We start from the raw sequence: 16,367 nt of genomic DNA on the forward strand, positions 1-16,367 counted from the left end.
CTGTTCTTGATCAGATGGCACGACGGACCATCAACTCTTTGATTTTGCCAATGGCCTTGGTTGGGTTCAAGCCCTTCGGGCAGACGTCCACGCAATTCATGATGGTCGTGCAGCGGAACAAGCGGTAGGGGTCTTCCAGGTTGTCCAGGCGTTCGCTGGTCGATTCGTCTCGGCTGTCTGCAATGAAGCGGTACGCCTGCAACAGGCCGGCCGGACCAACAAATTTGTCGGGATTCCACCAGAACACGGGGCAACTGGTAGAGCAACTGGCGCACAAGATGCACTCGTAAAGGCCGTTAAGTTCTTCACGCTCTTCCGGGCTTTGCAGACGCTCTTTTTCTGGCGGACGGGTGTTGTTGACCAGATACGGCTTGATCGAGTGGTACTGTTTAAAAAACAGGGTCATGTCAACGATCAAATCACGCACCACTGGCAGGCCCGGCAGGGGTTTGAGAACGATGGTGTCTGGCAGCGTGCGCATGTTGATGAGGCAAGCCAAGCCGTTCTTGCCATTGATGTTCATCGCATCCGAACCACAAATGCCTTCGCGGCATGAACGTCGATACGAGAGTGTGGGATCCAATGCCTTGAGTTTGACAAGCGCGTCGAGCAACATGCGTTCGCTGCCGTCGAGCTCTAGCTCCAACGTTTGCATGTAGGGTTTTGCGTCGGTATCCGGGTTGTAGCGGTAAATTTGAAAGGTGCGTTTTGCCATGGTGTGCTTTCTGATTCGACTGGATTCAGGAGGTCGAGAATGTGGCTGGACTTAGAAGGTGCGAACCTTGGGCGGAATGGATTCCACGGTCAGTGGCTTCAGGTTCACGGGCTTGTAGCTCAGGCTGTTCGTGGCACTGTCCCACAAGGTGTGTTTGAGCCAGTTGGTATCGTCGCGACCTAATGGGCAGGTCGCGTCGTCCGCTGGGCGGTCGTAATCCATCACACTGTGTGCACCACGGCACTCGTGGCGAGCGGCTGCAGACACCATGGTCGATTGGGCGACCTCAATCATGTTTTGAACCTCAAGCGCTTCGATTCGCTCAGTGTTGAAGATCTGCGATTTGTCAGTCAGCTTGATGTTGCCGACACGCTCACGTAATTTGGCAATCTTGACAACACCTTCGTCCATACTCGCTTGGGTCCGAAACACGCTGGCATGCTGCTGCATGGTGTCGCGTATGTCGCCAGCAACCACTTGTGCGTACTCGCCGGTGTTGGCGGTATTCAGCCGGTCAAGCCGTTCCAAAGACATGTCTGCTGCGTTTGCTGGCAGGTCTTTGTGCTCTTTGTTTTTGTTGTTGTACTCGATGATATGAAGACCAGCTGCGCGTCCGAACACCACAATGTCCAGCAAAGAGTTGGTGCCGAGGCGATTGGCGCCATGCACGCTGACACATGAACACTCGCCGACCGCATACAGACCATTCACAATGGCCTGTGTGCCATTGGCAGCGGGTGCAACCACCTGTCCACTGATGCTGCTGGGGATGCCACCCATCTGGTAGTGGTTGGTCGGGATCACCGGGATAGGTTCCTTGGTGATGTCGACGTTGGCAAAGTTGTGACCAATTTCTTGAACGCTAGGCAAGCGCAACGCGATGGTGTCTGCACCCAAGTGCGTCATGTCCAGGTTGATGTAGTCCTTGTTGGGACCGCAACCACGGCCTTCCTTGATTTCCTGATCCATGCATCGCGACACAAAGTCGCGTGGCGCCAAGTCTTTCATCGTGGGGGCGTAACGCTCCATGAAGCGTTCGCCATTGCTGTTGCGCAAAATAGCGCCTTCACCGCGACAACCCTCGGTGAGCAACACCCCCGCGCCAGCCACGCCGGTGGGGTGGAATTGCCAAAACTCCATGTCTTGCAACGGGATGCCCGCACGTGCGGCCATGCCCAGTCCGTCGCCTGTATTGATGAAGGCGTTGGTGGATGCGGCAAAAATACGGCCCGCGCCGCCAGAGGCCATCATCACGCTCTTGGCTTGCAGAATGTGCACTTCACCTGTTTCCATTTCAAGGGCAGTGACACCCACGACATCGCCCTCGGTATCACGGATCAGATCAAGTGCCATCCATTCGACGAAGAAATTGGTGCGTGCCTTGACGTTTTGTTGGTACAGGGTGTGAAGCATGGCGTGGCCCGTGCGGTCGGCCGCAGCACAGGCGCGCTGAACCGGTTTTTCACCGTAGTTGCTGGAGTGCCCGCCAAAAGGACGCTGATAAATGGTGCCATCCGGGTTACGGTCAAATGGCATGCCAAAGTGCTCAAGTTCATAAACCACCTTGGGGGCTTCGCGGCACATGAACTCAATGGCGTCTTGATCGCCCAGCCAGTCGGACCCTTTGATGGTGTCGTAAAAGTGGTAGTGCCAGTTGTCTTCAGCCATGTTGCCCAGGCTTGCACCAATGCCACCTTGCGCTGCCACAGTGTGTGACCGGGTCGGGAATACTTTGGAGAGCACCGCCACATTCAGGCCAGCATTGGCCAGTTGCAGTGATGCGCTCATGCCAGCGCCGCCAGCGCCGATGATGACGACATCAAATTTGCGCTTGGTAAGTTTCGAAGTTGCAGTCATGATAAATTTTGTGTCTTGGTTGTTGGGTGTCGCGAACCACGGTGAACTACCGGGTGTGAAAAAGCCTTCTGTGGTGTGTCAGAGGGCTCACATGCGCCACAGGGCTTGAATTGCACCGCCGGTGCAAGCCACCAGCCATGCAATGGCAAACACGTGCATCACAAAACGCACCGCGTAGGGCTTGACGTAATCCTGAAAGATGTTGCGCATGCCAACCCAGACGTGGAACAGCATGGAAAGCAAGACGAGGAAGGTCAGCGATTTCATCCATTGCGGAGAAAAAATGCCAGCCCACAGTTCGTAGCCTATGGGGCCTTTGCTGAAGATCAGTTGTGCCAGCACCAGCACGGTGAAAAGCGCCATGAGGACGGCTGTGACGCGTTGCGCCAGCCAGTCGCGCATGCCGTAGTGCGCACCAACGACAGTGCGATGTGAACCATAATTTACAGACATGGGTTGCTCCTGATTTAGTAAAGGCCGAACAGCTTGGCGCCCAGCACCACTGTCAACGTAAGTGTGATGACCAAAACGGCCGCGGCGGTTTGTCGACCAAAATCCTTGGTTACATGCTCATGGTGGGTGTCCATCCAGAGATGGCGTAGGCCGGCAATAAAGTGGTGCAGGCTGGCCCAGATCAAACCCAGTACCACCAGTTTCCAGATGAAGCCCGGTAGGCCGAGCATGCCGACATTGAATGCCGCCTTGAACTTCATGAATGAAATTTCTGAGGAGATCGAGTTGTCAAACATCCAGATGATGAAAGGCATCAGGAAAAACATGATGGCGCCACTGACCCGATGCATACCCGATGCCAACGATGCCAGTGGCCATCGGTAACTGATGAGTGATGCACCATCAATGTTGCGGAATTCCGGACGTTTTTTTGCTGTGCTAGCCGCTGTTTCAGACATACGTTGCTTTCTATGTTTTGAGTAACTGCTCGGTAACCGGTAGATCCCGGCTCCCGTCAAATTCTATTGCAATGCAACATGTAAAACATGTGATCGCCGGTAAGGTGGGGTATTTTTGTCGGCTAAAAGGGCTTCATCCCTCGCTAAAAAAATGCATCTCGTTGAGATTTGATGACAATCTGACACCAAGGTTACAAGCTGGGTGCGTCCTAACCCAATGTGTTGTGGTAGTGGTGTGTGTCGGTGCGATAACAACCTCGGCGCAACTCCATGGGTTCATCGCGGTAGGTGTAAGCGATTCGCTCCACGCTCAAAAGTGGCGTCCCCACTTTCACCTTTAACAATTGCTCATGCAATTCAAGTGCCGGTATGGCACGAATACTTTCTTCGGCACGCACCATGCGGACATTGAATTCTGTTTCAAATAACGCGTACATGGGGCCTTGGTAGTTTGCCAGCCGTTCAGCGGTGAGTCCTTTGAATGGCGTGGCGGGCAACCAGATATCTTCAAGAATGATGGGTGTGCCGCCAAAGCTCAGGACGCGCCGGACTTGAAGCACGGTATCGCCGGTACGCAGTGCCAATGCACGAGCGACATCGGCGCTGGCCCGGCTGCGTCGGCATTCAATGATGTCTCGTTGGGCGGGGCCCTCGCTGCCCCGGGTGCCACTGTCAGGTACCAATTTCAGAAATCGGAACTGCACTTGTTGTTCTGCGTGGGTGGCGACAAATGTTCCCTTGCCTTGGCGCCGCAATAACAGGTTTTCTGATGCAAGTTCGTCAATGGCTTTGCGCACTGTGCCCTGGCTCACTTTGAAGCGTGCAGCCAAGTCCATTTCGCTGGGGATGGATTCACCTGGTTTCCACTCACCAGCGCGCAGGCTGTTCAGAATCAAACCTTTGATTTGTTGATAAAGGGGGCTGAAAGCGGGCGTGCTGTTGGCGACCGATTGTTCAAATGGATCGGGGGGCGGACTGCTTTCACTGATCAGCTCAGGGAGCGTTTGCATGGTGGTTTTGTCTCGTCTTTTATGGGCTGTTGTTTCTGCGAATCATATCTTATATAAGACATAAGACAAATTGACGGTTTAGGGTTTTCCAGAGTACACTTGAAAAGTTTGGCGGGCACGGCTGAGCGCTTTATGCCCCCGATCAATGAATTTTTCTTAACAATTTTGGAGATTCCACCATGAGCAAAAAGCCCGTCCGTGTAGCCGTTACTGGTGCAGCAGGTCAAATTGGTTACGCCATTCTGTTTCGTATCGCATCCGGCGAAATGCTGGGTAAAGATCAGCCAGTGGTGTTGAGTCTGTTGGAAGTACCGGTTGAAAAGGCCCAGCAAGCCTTGCAAGGCGTGATCATGGAGTTGCAAGATTGCGCATTTCCGCTGCTGGTGGGCATTGAGGCTCATAGCGATCCGATGACCGCGTTCAAGGATGTGGACTACGCCATGTTGATCGGTTCGCGTCCACGCGGTCCTGGCATGGAACGCGCAGAACTGTTGGCTGTGAATGCCGAGATTTTCACGGCGCAGGGCAAGGCGCTGAATGCTGTCGCCAGCCGCGATGTACGCGTCCTGGTCGTGGGTAACCCTGCCAACACCAACGCCTACATTGCCATGAAGAGCGCGCCAGACCTGCCCCGCAAAAACTTCACCGCCATGCTGCGCCTGGACCACAACCGTGCATTGAGCCAACTGTCGGCCAAAACCGGCAAGGCTGTGGCAGACATTGAAAAAATGGCGGTGTGGGGCAACCACTCTCCCACCATGTACGCTGACTACCGTTTTGCCACGGTCAACGGCGAAAGCGTTAAAGACCTGATCAACGACCAGGACTGGAATGCCAACACGTTCTTGCCCACCGTGGGCAAACGCGGTGCTGCCATCATTGCGGCACGCGGTGTGTCGTCGGCTGCCTCGGCTGCCAATGCAGCCATTGACCACATGCACGACTGGGCTTTGGGTACCAACGGCAAATGGGTCACCATGGGTATTCCTTCAGATGGTCAATACGGCATTCCGAAAGACACTATGTTCGGCTTCCCGGTGACTTGCGTGGGTGGTGAATACACGCTGGTTGAAGGCCTTCCCATTGATGCCTTCAGTCAAGAATGCATCAACAAGACGCTGAAAGAGCTGCAAGACGAACAAGCAGGCGTCGCGCATCTGCTTTAAGCTTCGAGCAAGAACCTGCCCGTGACTCATCCTCGCGACGTTCTGCTGGGCGCTGCGGCGGTCGCACCTTTGCCTGTGTGCGACCACTATTGCGGTGCCGAGTCGAGGATGGTCAAGAGTTTGGCCATGCAGGCTGAATTCATCCAGGAGTTCGGCACCTGTGTGTTTGACGTCACGTTGGACTGCGAAGATGGTGCCAGGGTAGGGGCTGAAAAAGATCATGCTTTTATGGTTCTAGCCCTTATAAATAAAGCGCAGTCAGCTATTAAAAGTGTAGCTTGTGCTGTGTTGCCACGGGTGGCAGTTCGTGTTCACCCGGTGGATCATCCGGCATTTGAGCAAGATGTAGAGATTCTGGTCGGCGGCGCTGCGCAGGCCTTGTGCCACCTGATGATTCCCAAGGTGGATTCGTTGGCGGAACTGGAGCGTGCGTTGGTGTGCATAGATCGCGCGGCGCAATCTTCATCGCGCATTGACCCGTTGCCAATTCATGTCTTGATTGAATCCCCGGCGGCGGTTCACTGTGTGGCCGACATCGTGGCGCATCCGCGGGTGCAGTCGGCAAGCTTTGGTTTGATGGACTTTGTCTCAGCACACGGCGGCGCGATACCAGCCAGTGCCATGGGGGTCTCAGCGCAAAGCTTGCCTGAGGACCTGGATCAGTTCAGTCATCCGCTGGTGGTTCGCGCCAAGCTGGAAATTGCAGCCACATGTCATGCCTTTGGCAAAGTGGCGTCCCATTGCGTCGTGACTGAGTTCAACAATGCTGCGGTGCTTGAAACCGCAGCGCGACGTGCCAGCCGAACCTTGGGATTCGGGCGCATGTGGAGCATTCATCCAGACCAAATTCGCCCGATTCTTGCTGCTTTTGCCCCTGATTTGACTGAGGTTGTGCACGCGAGTCGCATCATTTGTGCCGCGCATGCTGCGGACTGGGCCCCTATTTCAGTCAACGGTACCTTGCATGACCGGGCCAGCTACCGGTATTTTTGGCAAATACTGGTTCGAGCCCATCAGACGGCACGATTGCCGCCAGACGATGCGGCGCAGGTTTTTTTCCGGTGAATCCCGTATTCGTGAAATTCAAGGAGTTCCCATGATCAAAATTTCTTTGTCATCATTAGCGTTTCGTGTCGGTTTGCGTTGCGCTGTGCTTGGTGCACTGGCATTGGTCGCTCCGGGGTTGATGGCCCAGTCGGGTGCAGCGGTGCCTGGCAAGCAACCCGTGCCGCTGAAGAAACACGCGAAAGTTGCTTCCAAGAGCCGAGCCGATTTGAAAAGTGATGCCAATCAAATGGCGTCTGGCATTCGGGCTGCCGAGGCTGCATTAACTCCAGCAGAGTTGGTGATTGCCCAGCGCGTTGAGGTGGGTTATGTGCAGTGTGAATTGGGCGCTTCTGTGACCGTTGTTGCAGATCCCAAACTGCCAGGTTACTTTGATGTCCATGGCAAGAAATTTCGCTTTCGGATGGTGCCTGTTGTGACCAGCACTGGCGCCATTCGCCTGGAGGACACACATGCAGGTGCTGTTTGGCTTCAATTGGCCAACAAATCGATGCTGATGAACCAGAAGCTGGGCTTGCGCCTGGCGGATGCTTGTGTCACCCCAGCCCAGGCTTTGGTGGCAGCTGCCATGGAGAGGTCACCGCCCCCTGGGTTGCTGGATGCACCAGTGCTGGCCAAGCCACTGATTCTGCCAATGTCAGATTCTTCACCTGTGAGTGCTATTCAGTAGACGGCACGTCACGCCTATTTTTAAACGTCCCTAGCATTTTATTTTAAGGAGTTCACTATGTTGCAAGCCTATCGGGCCCACGTTGCCGAGCGCGCTGCGCTCGGAATCCCCGCGCTGCCGCTGACCGCCCAGCAAACCGCTGCGCTCATTGAGTTGCTGAAAAATCCGCCCAAGGGCGAAGAATCATTCTTGGTGGAGTTGATCACCCACCGCGTACCCGCTGGTGTCGACGACGCCGCCAAGGTGAAGGCCAGCTACTTGGCAGCTGTGGCGCACGGCACAGAAGCGTGCACCTTGATCAGCCGTGAAAAGGCGACTGAACTGCTTGGCACCATGCTGGGTGGCTACAACCTGACACCACTGATTGACTTGCTTGACGATACCGTCGTTGCAGGGGTTGCTGCTGAAGCGCTGAAGAAAACCCTGCTGATGTTTGACCAGTTTCATGATGTCAAGGAAAAAGCGGACAAAGGTAACGCGTATGCCAAAGCTGTGCTGCAAAGCTGGGCTGATGCCGAGTGGTTTACCAGCCGCCCTGAAGTTCCCAAAAGCATCACGCTCACCGTACTGAAGGTTACTGGTGAAACCAACACCGATGATCTGTCGCCGGCACCTGATGCCTGGAGCCGCCCTGACATTCCGTTGCATGCGCTTGCCATGTTGAAAAACAAACGTGATGGCATCATGCCTGAGGAAGATGGTAAACGCGGCCCTGTCAAGTTCATCGAAGACCTGCGTGCGCGCGGCAATTTGGTGGCTTATGTGGGTGACGTGGTCGGTACCGGCTCCAGCCGCAAATCTGCTACCAACAGTGTGTTGTGGTTCACCGGTGAAGACATTCCTTTTGTGCCAAACAAGCGTTTTGGCGGTGTCTGCCTCGGCAACAAAATCGCACCGATTTTTTACAACACCATGGAAGATGCGGGTGCATTGCCAATTGAACTCGATGTGAGCCAGATGGACATGGGTGACACCATTGAGTTGCGTCCTTACGAAGGCACCGCCCTCAAAGACGGCAAGGTGATTTCCAACTTCACCCTTAAAAGTGAGGTCTTGTTTGATGAGGTGCGTGCTGGTGGTCGGATTCCCTTGATCATCGGTCGCGGCTTGACAGCCAAGGCGCGTGAATCGTTGGGCTTGCCGGTGTCGACACTGTTCCGCCTGCCACAAAACCCCAAGGCAACTGGCAAAGGCTTTACCTTGGCGCAAAAAATGGTTGGCCGTGCCTGCGGCTTGCCAGAAGGTCAGGGCGTGTTGCCTGGCACCTATTGCGAACCCAAGATGACCAGCGTTGGCTCACAGGACACCACCGGCCCAATGACCCGTGACGAGCTGAAAGACTTGGCTTGCCTGGGTTTCAGTGCTGACTTGGTGATGCAATCGTTCTGTCACACCGCGGCTTACCCCAAGCCAGTGGACGTGAAGATGCACCATGAGTTGCCTGAGTTCATCAGCAACCGTGGTGGTATTCCACTGCGTCCGGGTGACGGCATCATCCACAGCTGGCTGAACCGCATGTTGTTGCCTGATACCGTGGGCACCGGTGGCGACAGCCACACCCGGTTCCCGATTGGTATCAGCTTTCCCGCAGGTTCCGGCCTGGTAGCGTTTGGTGCGGCCACGGGTGTGATGCCTTTGGACATGCCCGAGAGCGTGTTGGTTCGGTTCAAAGGCCAAATGCAACCTGGCATCACCCTGCGTGACCTGGTCAATGCGATTCCTTTGTACGCCATCAAGTCTGGCGAGTTGACTGTGGCCAAGCAAGGCAAGAAAAACGTGTTTTCTGGTCGCATTCTTGAAATTGAAGGCTTGCCGGATCTCAAGGTCGAACAAGCGTTTGAATTGAGCGACGCTTCTGCCGAGCGCAGCGCCGCCGGTTGCACGGTGCATTTGAACAAAGAACCGATCATTGAATACATCAATAGCAATATCGTGATGCTCAAGTGGATGATTGCCAATGGTTACTCGGATGTGCGTACCATCAACCGTCGTATCAAAGCCATGCAAGACTGGCTGGCCAATCCTCAGTTGCTCAAAGCCGATGCGGATGCCGAATACGCCAGCGTGATTGAAATCGATCTGGCCGATATCCATGAGCCTATCTTGGCTTGCCCGAACGACCCTGATGACGTTAAAACACTGGCTGAAGTAGCCGGCGTCAAGATTGATGAGGTGTTTATTGGTTCGTGCATGACCAACATTGGCCACTTCCGTGCAGCTTCCAAGCTGTTGGAAAACAAGCGTGACATTCCGGTCAAGCTGTGGATGGCACCGCCCACCAAGATGGATGCGAAACAGTTGAGCGAAGAAGGCCACTATGGTGTGCTGGGCAGCGCCGGTGCGCGCATGGAAATGCCAGGCTGCAGCTTGTGCATGGGTAACCAGGCCCAGGTCAAAGAAGGCGCTACCGTGTTGTCCACCTCAACCCGTAACTTCCCGAATCGCCTTGGCAAGAACAGCAATGTATACCTGGGTAGCGCCGAGTTGGCTGCGATCTGTTCGAAACTGGGCCGTATCCCGACCAAAGCTGAATACATGGCCGATATGAGTGTGCTCACGGCATCCAGCAGCAAAATTTACCAGTATCTGAACTTTGACAAGGTTCAGGACTACACCGATGCTGCCGCCACGGTCAAGGACACCGCTGCGGTGTGAATGACCGCTGAATGGGTTTGAAGAATCCGCCCCGCAAAGAGATTTGCGGGGCGTTTTTGTTGATGGCGGGCAATGTTGGACGGTTAAACTTGACGGTGTCATCAAGCTGTCACGGTTTTGACATTATTTCAAGGAGTTTCCTCTGTGTTTTTTGGCAAACTGTTACCGCGCGACACCAATTTTTTCATCATGTTCAACCAGCATGCCGACCACATTGTGGCGGCGGCACATGCGTTCTCCAATTTGGTCGCAAATTATGGAAACTTGGAGTTACGTGAAAAATATCACCGTGAGGTCGACCATGCTGAAGGCGCTGCAGACCGGGTGACGCATGAGGTGAACAAAGCCATTCACAAAACGTTCATCACGCCCATTGACCGTGAGCAAATTCATAGCCTGATCAACACCATGGATGATGTGGCTGATTTGATTCAGGACTCGGCCGAAACCATGGCGTTGTATGACGTGCACCACATGACGGAGGAAATCACACGGTTGACCGACTTGAGCGTCAAGTGTTGTGAGCGTGTTCGCGATGCCGTCTATTTACTGAACAAAATTGCCGACCCACTGACTGCCGAGGCAGCACTCAAGACCTGTGATGAGATTGACAAGCTGGAAAGCGATGCGGATCGTGTCATGCGAACAGCCATGAGTAAATTGTTTCGGGAAGAGCCTGATGTGCGTGAACTCATCAAGCTCAAAGCCATTTATGAGTTGTTGGAGACGATTACCGACCGTTGTGAAGACGTTGCCAATTTGATCGAGGGTGTTGTCCTCGAAAACTCCTGATTTTTCGAAAAGTTGGCGTAATGGAAACTGTACAAGCAGCGTTGTGGGTGGTCGTGGTCTTGGTGGCAATGGCCATTGTTTTCGATTTCATGAATGGGTTTCATGATGCCGCAAACTCTATCGCCACCGTGGTGTCAACCGGTGTGCTCAAGCCGGGCCAAGCTGTTGTGTTTGCCGCTTTTTTCAATGTGGTGGCAATCTTCATCTTTCATTTGAGTGTGGCTGCCACGGTAGGTAAGGGCATCGTGTTGCCAGGCGTTGTGGACACACATGTCGTTTTTGGCGCTCTGGTGGGGGCCATCACGTGGAACTTCATTACTTGGTACTACGGTATACCAAGCAGTTCTTCACACGCTTTGATTGGTGGCATCGCGGGGGCTGCTATCGCCAAGGCTGGTGTTGCCTCGCTGCTCTTGGCAGGCATCATGAAAACAGTTATCTTTATTTTTGTGTCGCCGCTGCTGGGCTTTTTGTTGGGCTCTTTGATGATGGTGATCGTGTCATGGACTTTTCGCGGGTTTCGTCCGCTCAAGGTTGACAAGTGGTTTCGGCGTTTGCAGTTGGTATCGGCCGGGGCGTACAGCCTGGGTCATGGCGGCAACGACGCGCAAAAAACCATTGGCATCATCTGGATGCTCTTGATTGCCACCGGCTACACCCAGGCCTCAGCGGCTTCGCCTCCTATCTGGGTCATTGTGATCTGCTACAGCGCGATTGGTATGGGCACCATGCTGGGGGGTTGGCGCATTGTTAAAACGATGGGGCAAAAAATCACGAAACTCAAACCGGTAGGTGGTTTTTGTGCTGAAACCGGCGGGGCCATCACCTTGTTCTTGGCGACGGCGCTAGGTGTGCCCGTGTCCACCACCCACACCATTACAGGTGCGATTGTGGGCGTCGGTGCCACGCGGCGTGCCAGTGCAGTGCGCTGGGGTGTAGCGGGCAACATCATTTGGGCATGGGTTTTAACCATTCCGGCCAGCGCATTGGTGGCGGCGGTTGCCTATTGGGTCAGCCGGGCGCTGTTTTGACGCGGGTTTGCACGACCTTAATTCGGGTTTGTGGTGTCGCCGCGCCCCAGTGCTTTATCCATCAGAACCACATCAAGCCAGCGCTCAAACTTCCAGCCACACGACTTGAGCGTACCGACATGGCTGAACCCCGCGCTGCGGTGCACGCCGATTGACCCTTGGTTGTTTGAGTCGCCAATGACTGCGATCAACTTGCGCACGCCAGCCCGCTCGGCTTGGCTGCTCAGTTCGGCCAAAAGCGCGCGGCCAAGTCCTTGGCCGATGGCTTTAGGGGCCAGGTAGATGGAGTCCTCGGCTGAGTAACGATAAGCCGGGCGAGGCTTAAACCAGTTGCAGTAGCCAAACCCCAAAACCTGGTCGCCTTCTGTGGCCACCAGATACGGCAGCCCCTTGCTCAGCACATCGGCGCGTCGCTGCGTCATGTCAGCTTCGGTGGGTGAATCAACCTCGAATGTCCCGGTTCCGTGGCACACATGGTGTGCATAAATTGTGGTGATTTGCGCAATGTCGCGGTCTTGGCTGGGGCGAATGATAGGCATGATGTGAGGAATAGATATAATGTGAGGCTGTCTGACGTGTCGCATAACCGGGTGGTTATGTTGCGTGTCTCAAACGTCGGATTAAGTGCCAATTTTCGTGGAATTTTTTCCACTCCCCTAAGGATAAATCATGGTCGTCATCCGACTCGCCCGTGGCGGTGCAAAAGCACGCCCGTTTTTCAATATTGTTGTTGCTGACAAGCGCACTCGCCGCGATGGCCGCTTCATTGAACGCATTGGTTTTTACAACCCAATTGCGACTGCCAATGAAGAAAGCATCCGTATCGCACAAGACCGCCTGACCTACTGGCGCAGTGTTGGTGCACAGGCTTCTCCCACTGTGGAACGTCTGGTGAATCAAGCTGCCAAAAAAGCAGCCTGATCTTCGTGATGTTGCCCGGCCTGGAGCCTGCCGAACTTCCGGCAGACGCAATCGAAGTCGGGCGCATCCTTGATGCTTGGGGCATCAAAGGGTGGTTTAAAGTCCTACCCTACAGCGCCGATCCCGAGGCGCTTTTTACTTCCAAGTGCTGGTTTTTGCTGCCTTCCGAGAAGGGCGCCAAGACTTTCGACGGCGTTGGCAAGTTAAAAATCAAAGAAGCCAAAATGCACTCAAGCACAGTGGTTGCTAATGCGCACACTGTGGATGACCGTAGCGCGGCCGATGCCCTGCGTGGCGCACGTATTTTTATCTCCAAATCGAGTTTTCCGGCTGCTCAAAAAGACGAGTACTACTGGGTTGATTTGATCGGGCTGGAAGTGGTTAACCGGGAAGGGCTGTGCCTGGGTCATGTGCGTGACCTGATGTCCACCGGGCCGCAAACGGTGCTGGTCATTGACGACAAGCAGCAAGCTGAGTCGGTGGAGCGCATGATTCCCTTTGTTGCCGCATACATCGATGATGTGAGCTTGGCAGAACGGCGAATTCTGGTGGACTGGCAACCCGATTACTGAAGTCACAGCCATGCGGTTTGATGTGGTGACGCTGTTCCCTGAGTTGTTTGCACCGCTGCTGACCACGGGTATCACACGCCGGGCGTTTGAGTCGGGTAAGGTTGATGTGCAGCTGCGCAATCCGCGAGATTTTGCACAGGGCAATTACCGTCGCGTGGACGATCGGCCATTTGGTGGTGGTCCAGGCATGGTGATGATGCCGGAACCACTTGCGCAATGCCTCTCCTCCATACGTGCCGAGCGCCAGGACACCGTGCCTGTCGTGCTGTTTTCCCCGACGGGCCGCACACTGAACCACACCATGGTCACGCGTTGGGCTGAAAGCCAAGGTGCAGTGTTGATTTGTGGTCGCTATGAGGGCATTGACCAACGATTTATAGATACCTACGTCACCGAACAGATCAGTCTGGGCGATTTTGTGTTGTCTGGCGGTGAGATTGCCGCCATGGCCTTGCTGGATGCTGTCGCCCGTTTGCAACCCGGTGTACTCAATGATTCCGGCAGCCATGAACAAGACAGCTTCAATTCAGCACTTGATGGTCTGCTGGATTGCCCGCACTACACACGCCCAGAGAATTGGCAGGGACAGACGGTGCCTGAAGTGTTGCTTAGCGGCCATCATGTGAACATTGACCACTGGCGACGAGAGCAACGTTTGTCGCTGACCTTGCGCTTGCGCCCTGAGCTGGTAGACCAAGCCCGCCGCCATGGGCTATTGTCGAAAGAAGACGAGCTGTTTTTGACACGCTATACTAGCCGGCTTACCGATCCTCTGTAAGGCCGCTTTGACACCCTGTGTCAGGGCATGCGTCATGGTGACGCTGGCGCTTGCATGATCATTGAAAGACACTATGAATCTGATCCAAATCCTTGAACAAGAAGAAATTGTTCGATTGAACAAAACCATCCCCGTTTTCGGACCTGGCGACACCGTGATCGTCAGCCTGAACGTGGTTGAAGGCACACGCAAGCGTCTGCAAGCCTATGAAGGTGTAGTGATTGCCAAGCGCAATCGCGGCCTGAACAGTGGCTTCACCGTTCGCAAGATTTCCAGCGGTGAGGGCGTTGAGCGTACCTTCCAAACCTACAGCCCGCTGATCGCCAGCATTGAAGTGAAACGCCGCGGTGATGTGCGTCGCGCCAAACTGTACTACCTGCGTGAACGCAGCGGCAAGTCGGCTCGTATCAAAGAAAAGTTGCCAGCACGCAAAGTGGCACCAGTGGCCGCCGTCGCCGCTGTTTGATCTGATTTGGCCTGAGCCAAATAAAACCGCCCCGCTCAATGTGTGGCGGTTTTTTTTCGTCCTGAGCGTGCAGCAGTTCTTGAAGTTTGACCACCATGTCCACGCCGTTGTTTGACCCACGTGAAGTGACGGTCACACAAATTGACTCGCACTTGCAACCGGTGCCTGCGCATGTCCTGCAACCGCAAGCGCTACGTCAGCGTTTTGCCTTGCCGCCGGCTTGGCAGCCTGAGTCGTTGACCGAAAAGCCATTCGTGGACCGTGCGCCGATGCAGGCCGCCGTATTGATTCCCATCGTGACGCGCAGCGAGCCTACCGTGCTGCTGACCTTGCGCACCTCTCATCTTTCAACCCACTCCGGACAAATCGCATTTCCCGGTGGCAAAGTTGACGCATCCGACGCTGATGCAGTGGCTGCTGCGTTGCGCGAGGCCCAAGAAGAGGTTGGTTTGGACCGAGAGTTCGTCGACGTGTTGGGGCAGTTGCCGGTGTATGTGACGGGTTCGATGTTTCATGTGACACCGGTCGTGGCCTTGGTAGCACCTGGGTTTTCACTGCATGCCAATCCCTTCGAAGTGGCCGATGTGTTTGAGGTGCCCTTGCATTTTTTGATGAACCCCGCGCACCACCGCCATCACCGGGTTGATTGGCAGGGGGGACAACGTGAATGGTTGTCCATACCTTACCAGGATGGTGGCGCAGAGCGCTTCATCTGGGGCGCTACGGCCGGCATGTTGCGCAACTTTTACCGTTTTTTGCAGGCGTGAGGCTGGCTGCCGCTATGATCATTGCATGAGCTTTATCTCTGTGTTGTTTGCCTTGTTGCTTGAGCAAGCGCGGCCGCTGGGCCGTGGCAACCCGATTCACGCTGTGATTCGGGCTTGGGTGCGTTGGTGCACCCGAAATCTGGATGCTGGCAAGCCGCTACATGGCTGGTTGGCCTGGGGCTTTGCGGTGGGGGGGCCATCGCTTTTGTCGCTGTTGGTGCACTGGCTGTTGGTGGTGTTTGTTGGCTGGCCCGTGGCCTTGCTCTGGAGCGCCTTGGTGTTGTACGCCTCGCTTGGCTTTCGCCAATTCAGTTTTCATTTCACCCAGATTCGGGATGCGTTGGCCGATGACGACGAACCCCTGGCGCGCTCACTGCTGGCTGACTGGCAACAGATTGAAGCGCAGGCGTGGTCGCGCAGCGACATGATCGGCAAACTTATTGAGTTTTCAGTACTCGCGTCACATCGCCATGTGTTTGGTGTGCTAGCCTGGTTTTCTGTCCTTGCCGCGTTTGGACTGGGGCCAACCGGCGCTGTGTTGTACCGGCTCAGCGAATTCGTGGCGCGCTATTGGCGTCACCAGAGCGAGGCGCATCTGCAGTCTGTCAGTGCCGCACTGCAAGACAACGCGCAGGCGGCTTGGACCTTGCTGGATTGGTTCCCTGCCCGAACAACCTGCTTGGGCTTTGCTGTTGTGGGTAATTTTGAAGAGGCCATTGATGGCTGGCGCCGGTACGCTGAACAGTCCGGTGGCCAGAGCGATGGTTTGCTGCTGGCCGTGACCTCTGGCGCCTTGAATATCCACTTGGCTGCAGCCGGTGTTGGCGAGCAAGCGCTGGCGCCCGGTATGTCTGAGCGGCGCGCACAAAGGCCGGCTCCTGAACTTGCCCACCTGGCCATCGTGGTGGGCTTGGTGTGGCGCGCGGTCGTGATGTGGGTTGTCTTGCTGGCACTGTTGACACTCGCCCGTTTGCTCGGATAGTCTGTTTCA

18 protein-coding genes are annotated in these 16,367 nt (G+C 55.0%); 12 read left to right on the forward strand and 6 right to left on the reverse strand.

The genetic code is table 11. From position 1 onward, the window contains the following. Positions 1-10: 10 nt before the first annotated feature. The 5 genes from PHQ58_RS10645 to PHQ58_RS10665 form a co-directional block, all read right to left on the reverse strand. The gene (locus tag PHQ58_RS10645) at positions 11-715 is read right to left on the reverse strand and encodes a succinate dehydrogenase iron-sulfur subunit (protein WP_300110920.1); all 705 of its coding nucleotides are present in this window, start codon (positions 713-715) and stop codon (positions 11-13) included. A 51-nt stretch (positions 716-766) separates the two neighbouring features. Further along, positions 767-2,572: a succinate dehydrogenase flavoprotein subunit gene (sdhA, locus tag PHQ58_RS10650; RefSeq protein ID WP_300110922.1), complete on the reverse strand. Its 1,806-nt coding sequence runs from the start codon at positions 2,570-2,572 to the stop codon at positions 767-769. A gap of 87 nt (positions 2,573-2,659) precedes the next feature. Continuing rightward, positions 2,660-3,025, reverse strand: a complete 366-nt coding sequence (sdhD, locus tag PHQ58_RS10655; RefSeq protein WP_300110924.1) for a succinate dehydrogenase, hydrophobic membrane anchor protein — start codon at positions 3,023-3,025, stop codon at positions 2,660-2,662. A gap of 14 nt (positions 3,026-3,039) precedes the next feature. Continuing rightward, a complete protein-coding gene (gene sdhC, locus PHQ58_RS10660; protein WP_300110926.1) occupies positions 3,040-3,483 on the reverse strand; it encodes a succinate dehydrogenase, cytochrome b556 subunit in 444 nt (147 codons plus the stop codon). A 209-nt stretch (positions 3,484-3,692) separates the two neighbouring features. Further along, on the reverse strand, positions 3,693-4,493 hold the full coding sequence (locus PHQ58_RS10665; RefSeq protein ID WP_300110927.1) for a GntR family transcriptional regulator: 801 nt from the start codon (positions 4,491-4,493) through the stop codon (positions 3,693-3,695). Between the two features lie 179 nt (positions 4,494-4,672). On the opposite strand from PHQ58_RS10665, the gene PHQ58_RS10670 reads away from it, so the two are divergent. From PHQ58_RS10670 to PHQ58_RS10695, 6 genes are all read left to right on the forward strand, one after another. Beyond that, a complete protein-coding gene (locus PHQ58_RS10670; RefSeq protein WP_300110929.1) occupies positions 4,673-5,659 on the forward strand; it encodes a malate dehydrogenase in 987 nt (328 codons plus the stop codon). A 21-nt stretch (positions 5,660-5,680) separates the two neighbouring features. Next, positions 5,681-6,724, forward strand: coding sequence for an aldolase/citrate lyase family protein (locus PHQ58_RS10675; RefSeq protein ID WP_300110931.1), 1,044 nt, complete (start codon positions 5,681-5,683; stop codon positions 6,722-6,724). Positions 6,725-6,755: 31 nt separating this feature from the next. Next, positions 6,756-7,394: a hypothetical protein gene (locus PHQ58_RS10680; protein ID WP_300110933.1), complete on the forward strand. Its 639-nt coding sequence runs from the start codon at positions 6,756-6,758 to the stop codon at positions 7,392-7,394. 57 nt (positions 7,395-7,451) lie between these two features. Continuing rightward, a complete protein-coding gene (gene acnB, locus PHQ58_RS10685; protein ID WP_300110935.1) occupies positions 7,452-10,049 on the forward strand; it encodes a bifunctional aconitate hydratase 2/2-methylisocitrate dehydratase in 2,598 nt (865 codons plus the stop codon). A 144-nt stretch (positions 10,050-10,193) separates the two neighbouring features. After that, on the forward strand, positions 10,194-10,841 hold the full coding sequence (locus PHQ58_RS10690; RefSeq protein ID WP_300110937.1) for a DUF47 domain-containing protein: 648 nt from the start codon (positions 10,194-10,196) through the stop codon (positions 10,839-10,841). Positions 10,842-10,861: 20 nt separating this feature from the next. Continuing rightward, positions 10,862-11,872: an inorganic phosphate transporter gene (locus PHQ58_RS10695; RefSeq protein ID WP_300110939.1), complete on the forward strand. Its 1,011-nt coding sequence runs from the start codon at positions 10,862-10,864 to the stop codon at positions 11,870-11,872. Between the two features lie 17 nt (positions 11,873-11,889). On the opposite strand, the gene PHQ58_RS10700 is transcribed toward PHQ58_RS10695, so the two are convergent. After that, positions 11,890-12,411: a GNAT family N-acetyltransferase gene (locus PHQ58_RS10700; RefSeq protein WP_300110940.1), complete on the reverse strand. Its 522-nt coding sequence runs from the start codon at positions 12,409-12,411 to the stop codon at positions 11,890-11,892. A 130-nt stretch (positions 12,412-12,541) separates the two neighbouring features. Between PHQ58_RS10700 and rpsP the strand changes: the two genes are divergently transcribed. The 6 genes from rpsP to PHQ58_RS10730 all read left to right on the forward strand — a co-directional run bounded on the left by rpsP (position 12,542) and on the right by PHQ58_RS10730 (position 16,358). Beyond that, a complete protein-coding gene (rpsP, locus tag PHQ58_RS10705; protein WP_078364027.1) occupies positions 12,542-12,793 on the forward strand; it encodes a 30S ribosomal protein S16 in 252 nt (83 codons plus the stop codon). Between the two features lie 8 nt (positions 12,794-12,801). Next, positions 12,802-13,365 carry a ribosome maturation factor RimM gene (rimM, locus tag PHQ58_RS10710; protein WP_300111061.1) on the forward strand — a complete coding sequence of 188 codons (564 nt, stop codon included), beginning with the start codon at positions 12,802-12,804 and terminating at the stop codon, positions 13,363-13,365. A gap of 10 nt (positions 13,366-13,375) precedes the next feature. Then, positions 13,376-14,143, forward strand: coding sequence for a tRNA (guanosine(37)-N1)-methyltransferase TrmD (gene trmD / locus PHQ58_RS10715; RefSeq protein ID WP_300110943.1), 768 nt, complete (start codon positions 13,376-13,378; stop codon positions 14,141-14,143). Between the two features lie 73 nt (positions 14,144-14,216). Continuing rightward, a complete protein-coding gene (gene rplS, locus PHQ58_RS10720; RefSeq protein WP_300110945.1) occupies positions 14,217-14,609 on the forward strand; it encodes a 50S ribosomal protein L19 in 393 nt (130 codons plus the stop codon). Between the two features lie 95 nt (positions 14,610-14,704). Next, positions 14,705-15,376, forward strand: a complete 672-nt coding sequence (locus PHQ58_RS10725; protein ID WP_300110946.1) for a CoA pyrophosphatase — start codon at positions 14,705-14,707, stop codon at positions 15,374-15,376. 25 nt (positions 15,377-15,401) lie between these two features. Further along, complete coding sequence (locus PHQ58_RS10730; protein ID WP_300110947.1) at positions 15,402-16,358, forward strand: cobalamin biosynthesis protein; 957 nt, start codon at positions 15,402-15,404, stop codon at positions 16,356-16,358. Positions 16,359-16,367 lie beyond the last annotated feature (9 nt).

This window comes from Rhodoferax sp., assembly GCF_028688795.1.
In the GTDB taxonomy this organism is placed as follows: Bacteria; Pseudomonadota; Gammaproteobacteria; order Burkholderiales; family Burkholderiaceae_C; genus Rhodoferax.

Bases quoted from the DNA above. Each gene is read 5' to 3' on its own strand.
- PHQ58_RS10645 (WP_300110920.1), bottom strand. From the start codon at position 715: ATGGCAAAACGCACCTTTCAAATTTACCGCTACAACCCGGATACCGAC.
- sdhA (WP_300110922.1), bottom strand. From the start codon at position 2,572: ATGACTGCAACTTCGAAACTTACCAAGCGCAAATTTGATGTCGTCATC.
- sdhD (WP_300110924.1), bottom strand. From the start codon at position 3,025: ATGTCTGTAAATTATGGTTCACATCGCACTGTCGTTGGTGCGCACTAC.
- sdhC (WP_300110926.1), bottom strand. From the start codon at position 3,483: ATGTCTGAAACAGCGGCTAGCACAGCAAAAAAACGTCCGGAATTCCGC.
- PHQ58_RS10665 (WP_300110927.1), bottom strand. From the start codon at position 4,493: ATGCAAACGCTCCCTGAGCTGATCAGTGAAAGCAGTCCGCCCCCCGAT.
- PHQ58_RS10670 (WP_300110929.1), top strand. From the start codon at position 4,673: ATGAGCAAAAAGCCCGTCCGTGTAGCCGTTACTGGTGCAGCAGGTCAA.
- PHQ58_RS10680 (WP_300110933.1), top strand. From the start codon at position 6,756: ATGATCAAAATTTCTTTGTCATCATTAGCGTTTCGTGTCGGTTTGCGT.
- acnB (WP_300110935.1), top strand. From the start codon at position 7,452: ATGTTGCAAGCCTATCGGGCCCACGTTGCCGAGCGCGCTGCGCTCGGA.
- PHQ58_RS10695 (WP_300110939.1), top strand. From the start codon at position 10,862: ATGGAAACTGTACAAGCAGCGTTGTGGGTGGTCGTGGTCTTGGTGGCA.
- PHQ58_RS10700 (WP_300110940.1), bottom strand. From the start codon at position 12,411: ATGCCTATCATTCGCCCCAGCCAAGACCGCGACATTGCGCAAATCACC.
- rpsP (WP_078364027.1), top strand. From the start codon at position 12,542: ATGGTCGTCATCCGACTCGCCCGTGGCGGTGCAAAAGCACGCCCGTTT.
- rimM (WP_300111061.1), top strand. From the start codon at position 12,802: ATGTTGCCCGGCCTGGAGCCTGCCGAACTTCCGGCAGACGCAATCGAA.
- trmD (WP_300110943.1), top strand. From the start codon at position 13,376: ATGCGGTTTGATGTGGTGACGCTGTTCCCTGAGTTGTTTGCACCGCTG.
- rplS (WP_300110945.1), top strand. From the start codon at position 14,217: ATGAATCTGATCCAAATCCTTGAACAAGAAGAAATTGTTCGATTGAAC.
- PHQ58_RS10725 (WP_300110946.1), top strand. From the start codon at position 14,705: ATGTCCACGCCGTTGTTTGACCCACGTGAAGTGACGGTCACACAAATT.
- PHQ58_RS10730 (WP_300110947.1), top strand. From the start codon at position 15,402: ATGAGCTTTATCTCTGTGTTGTTTGCCTTGTTGCTTGAGCAAGCGCGG.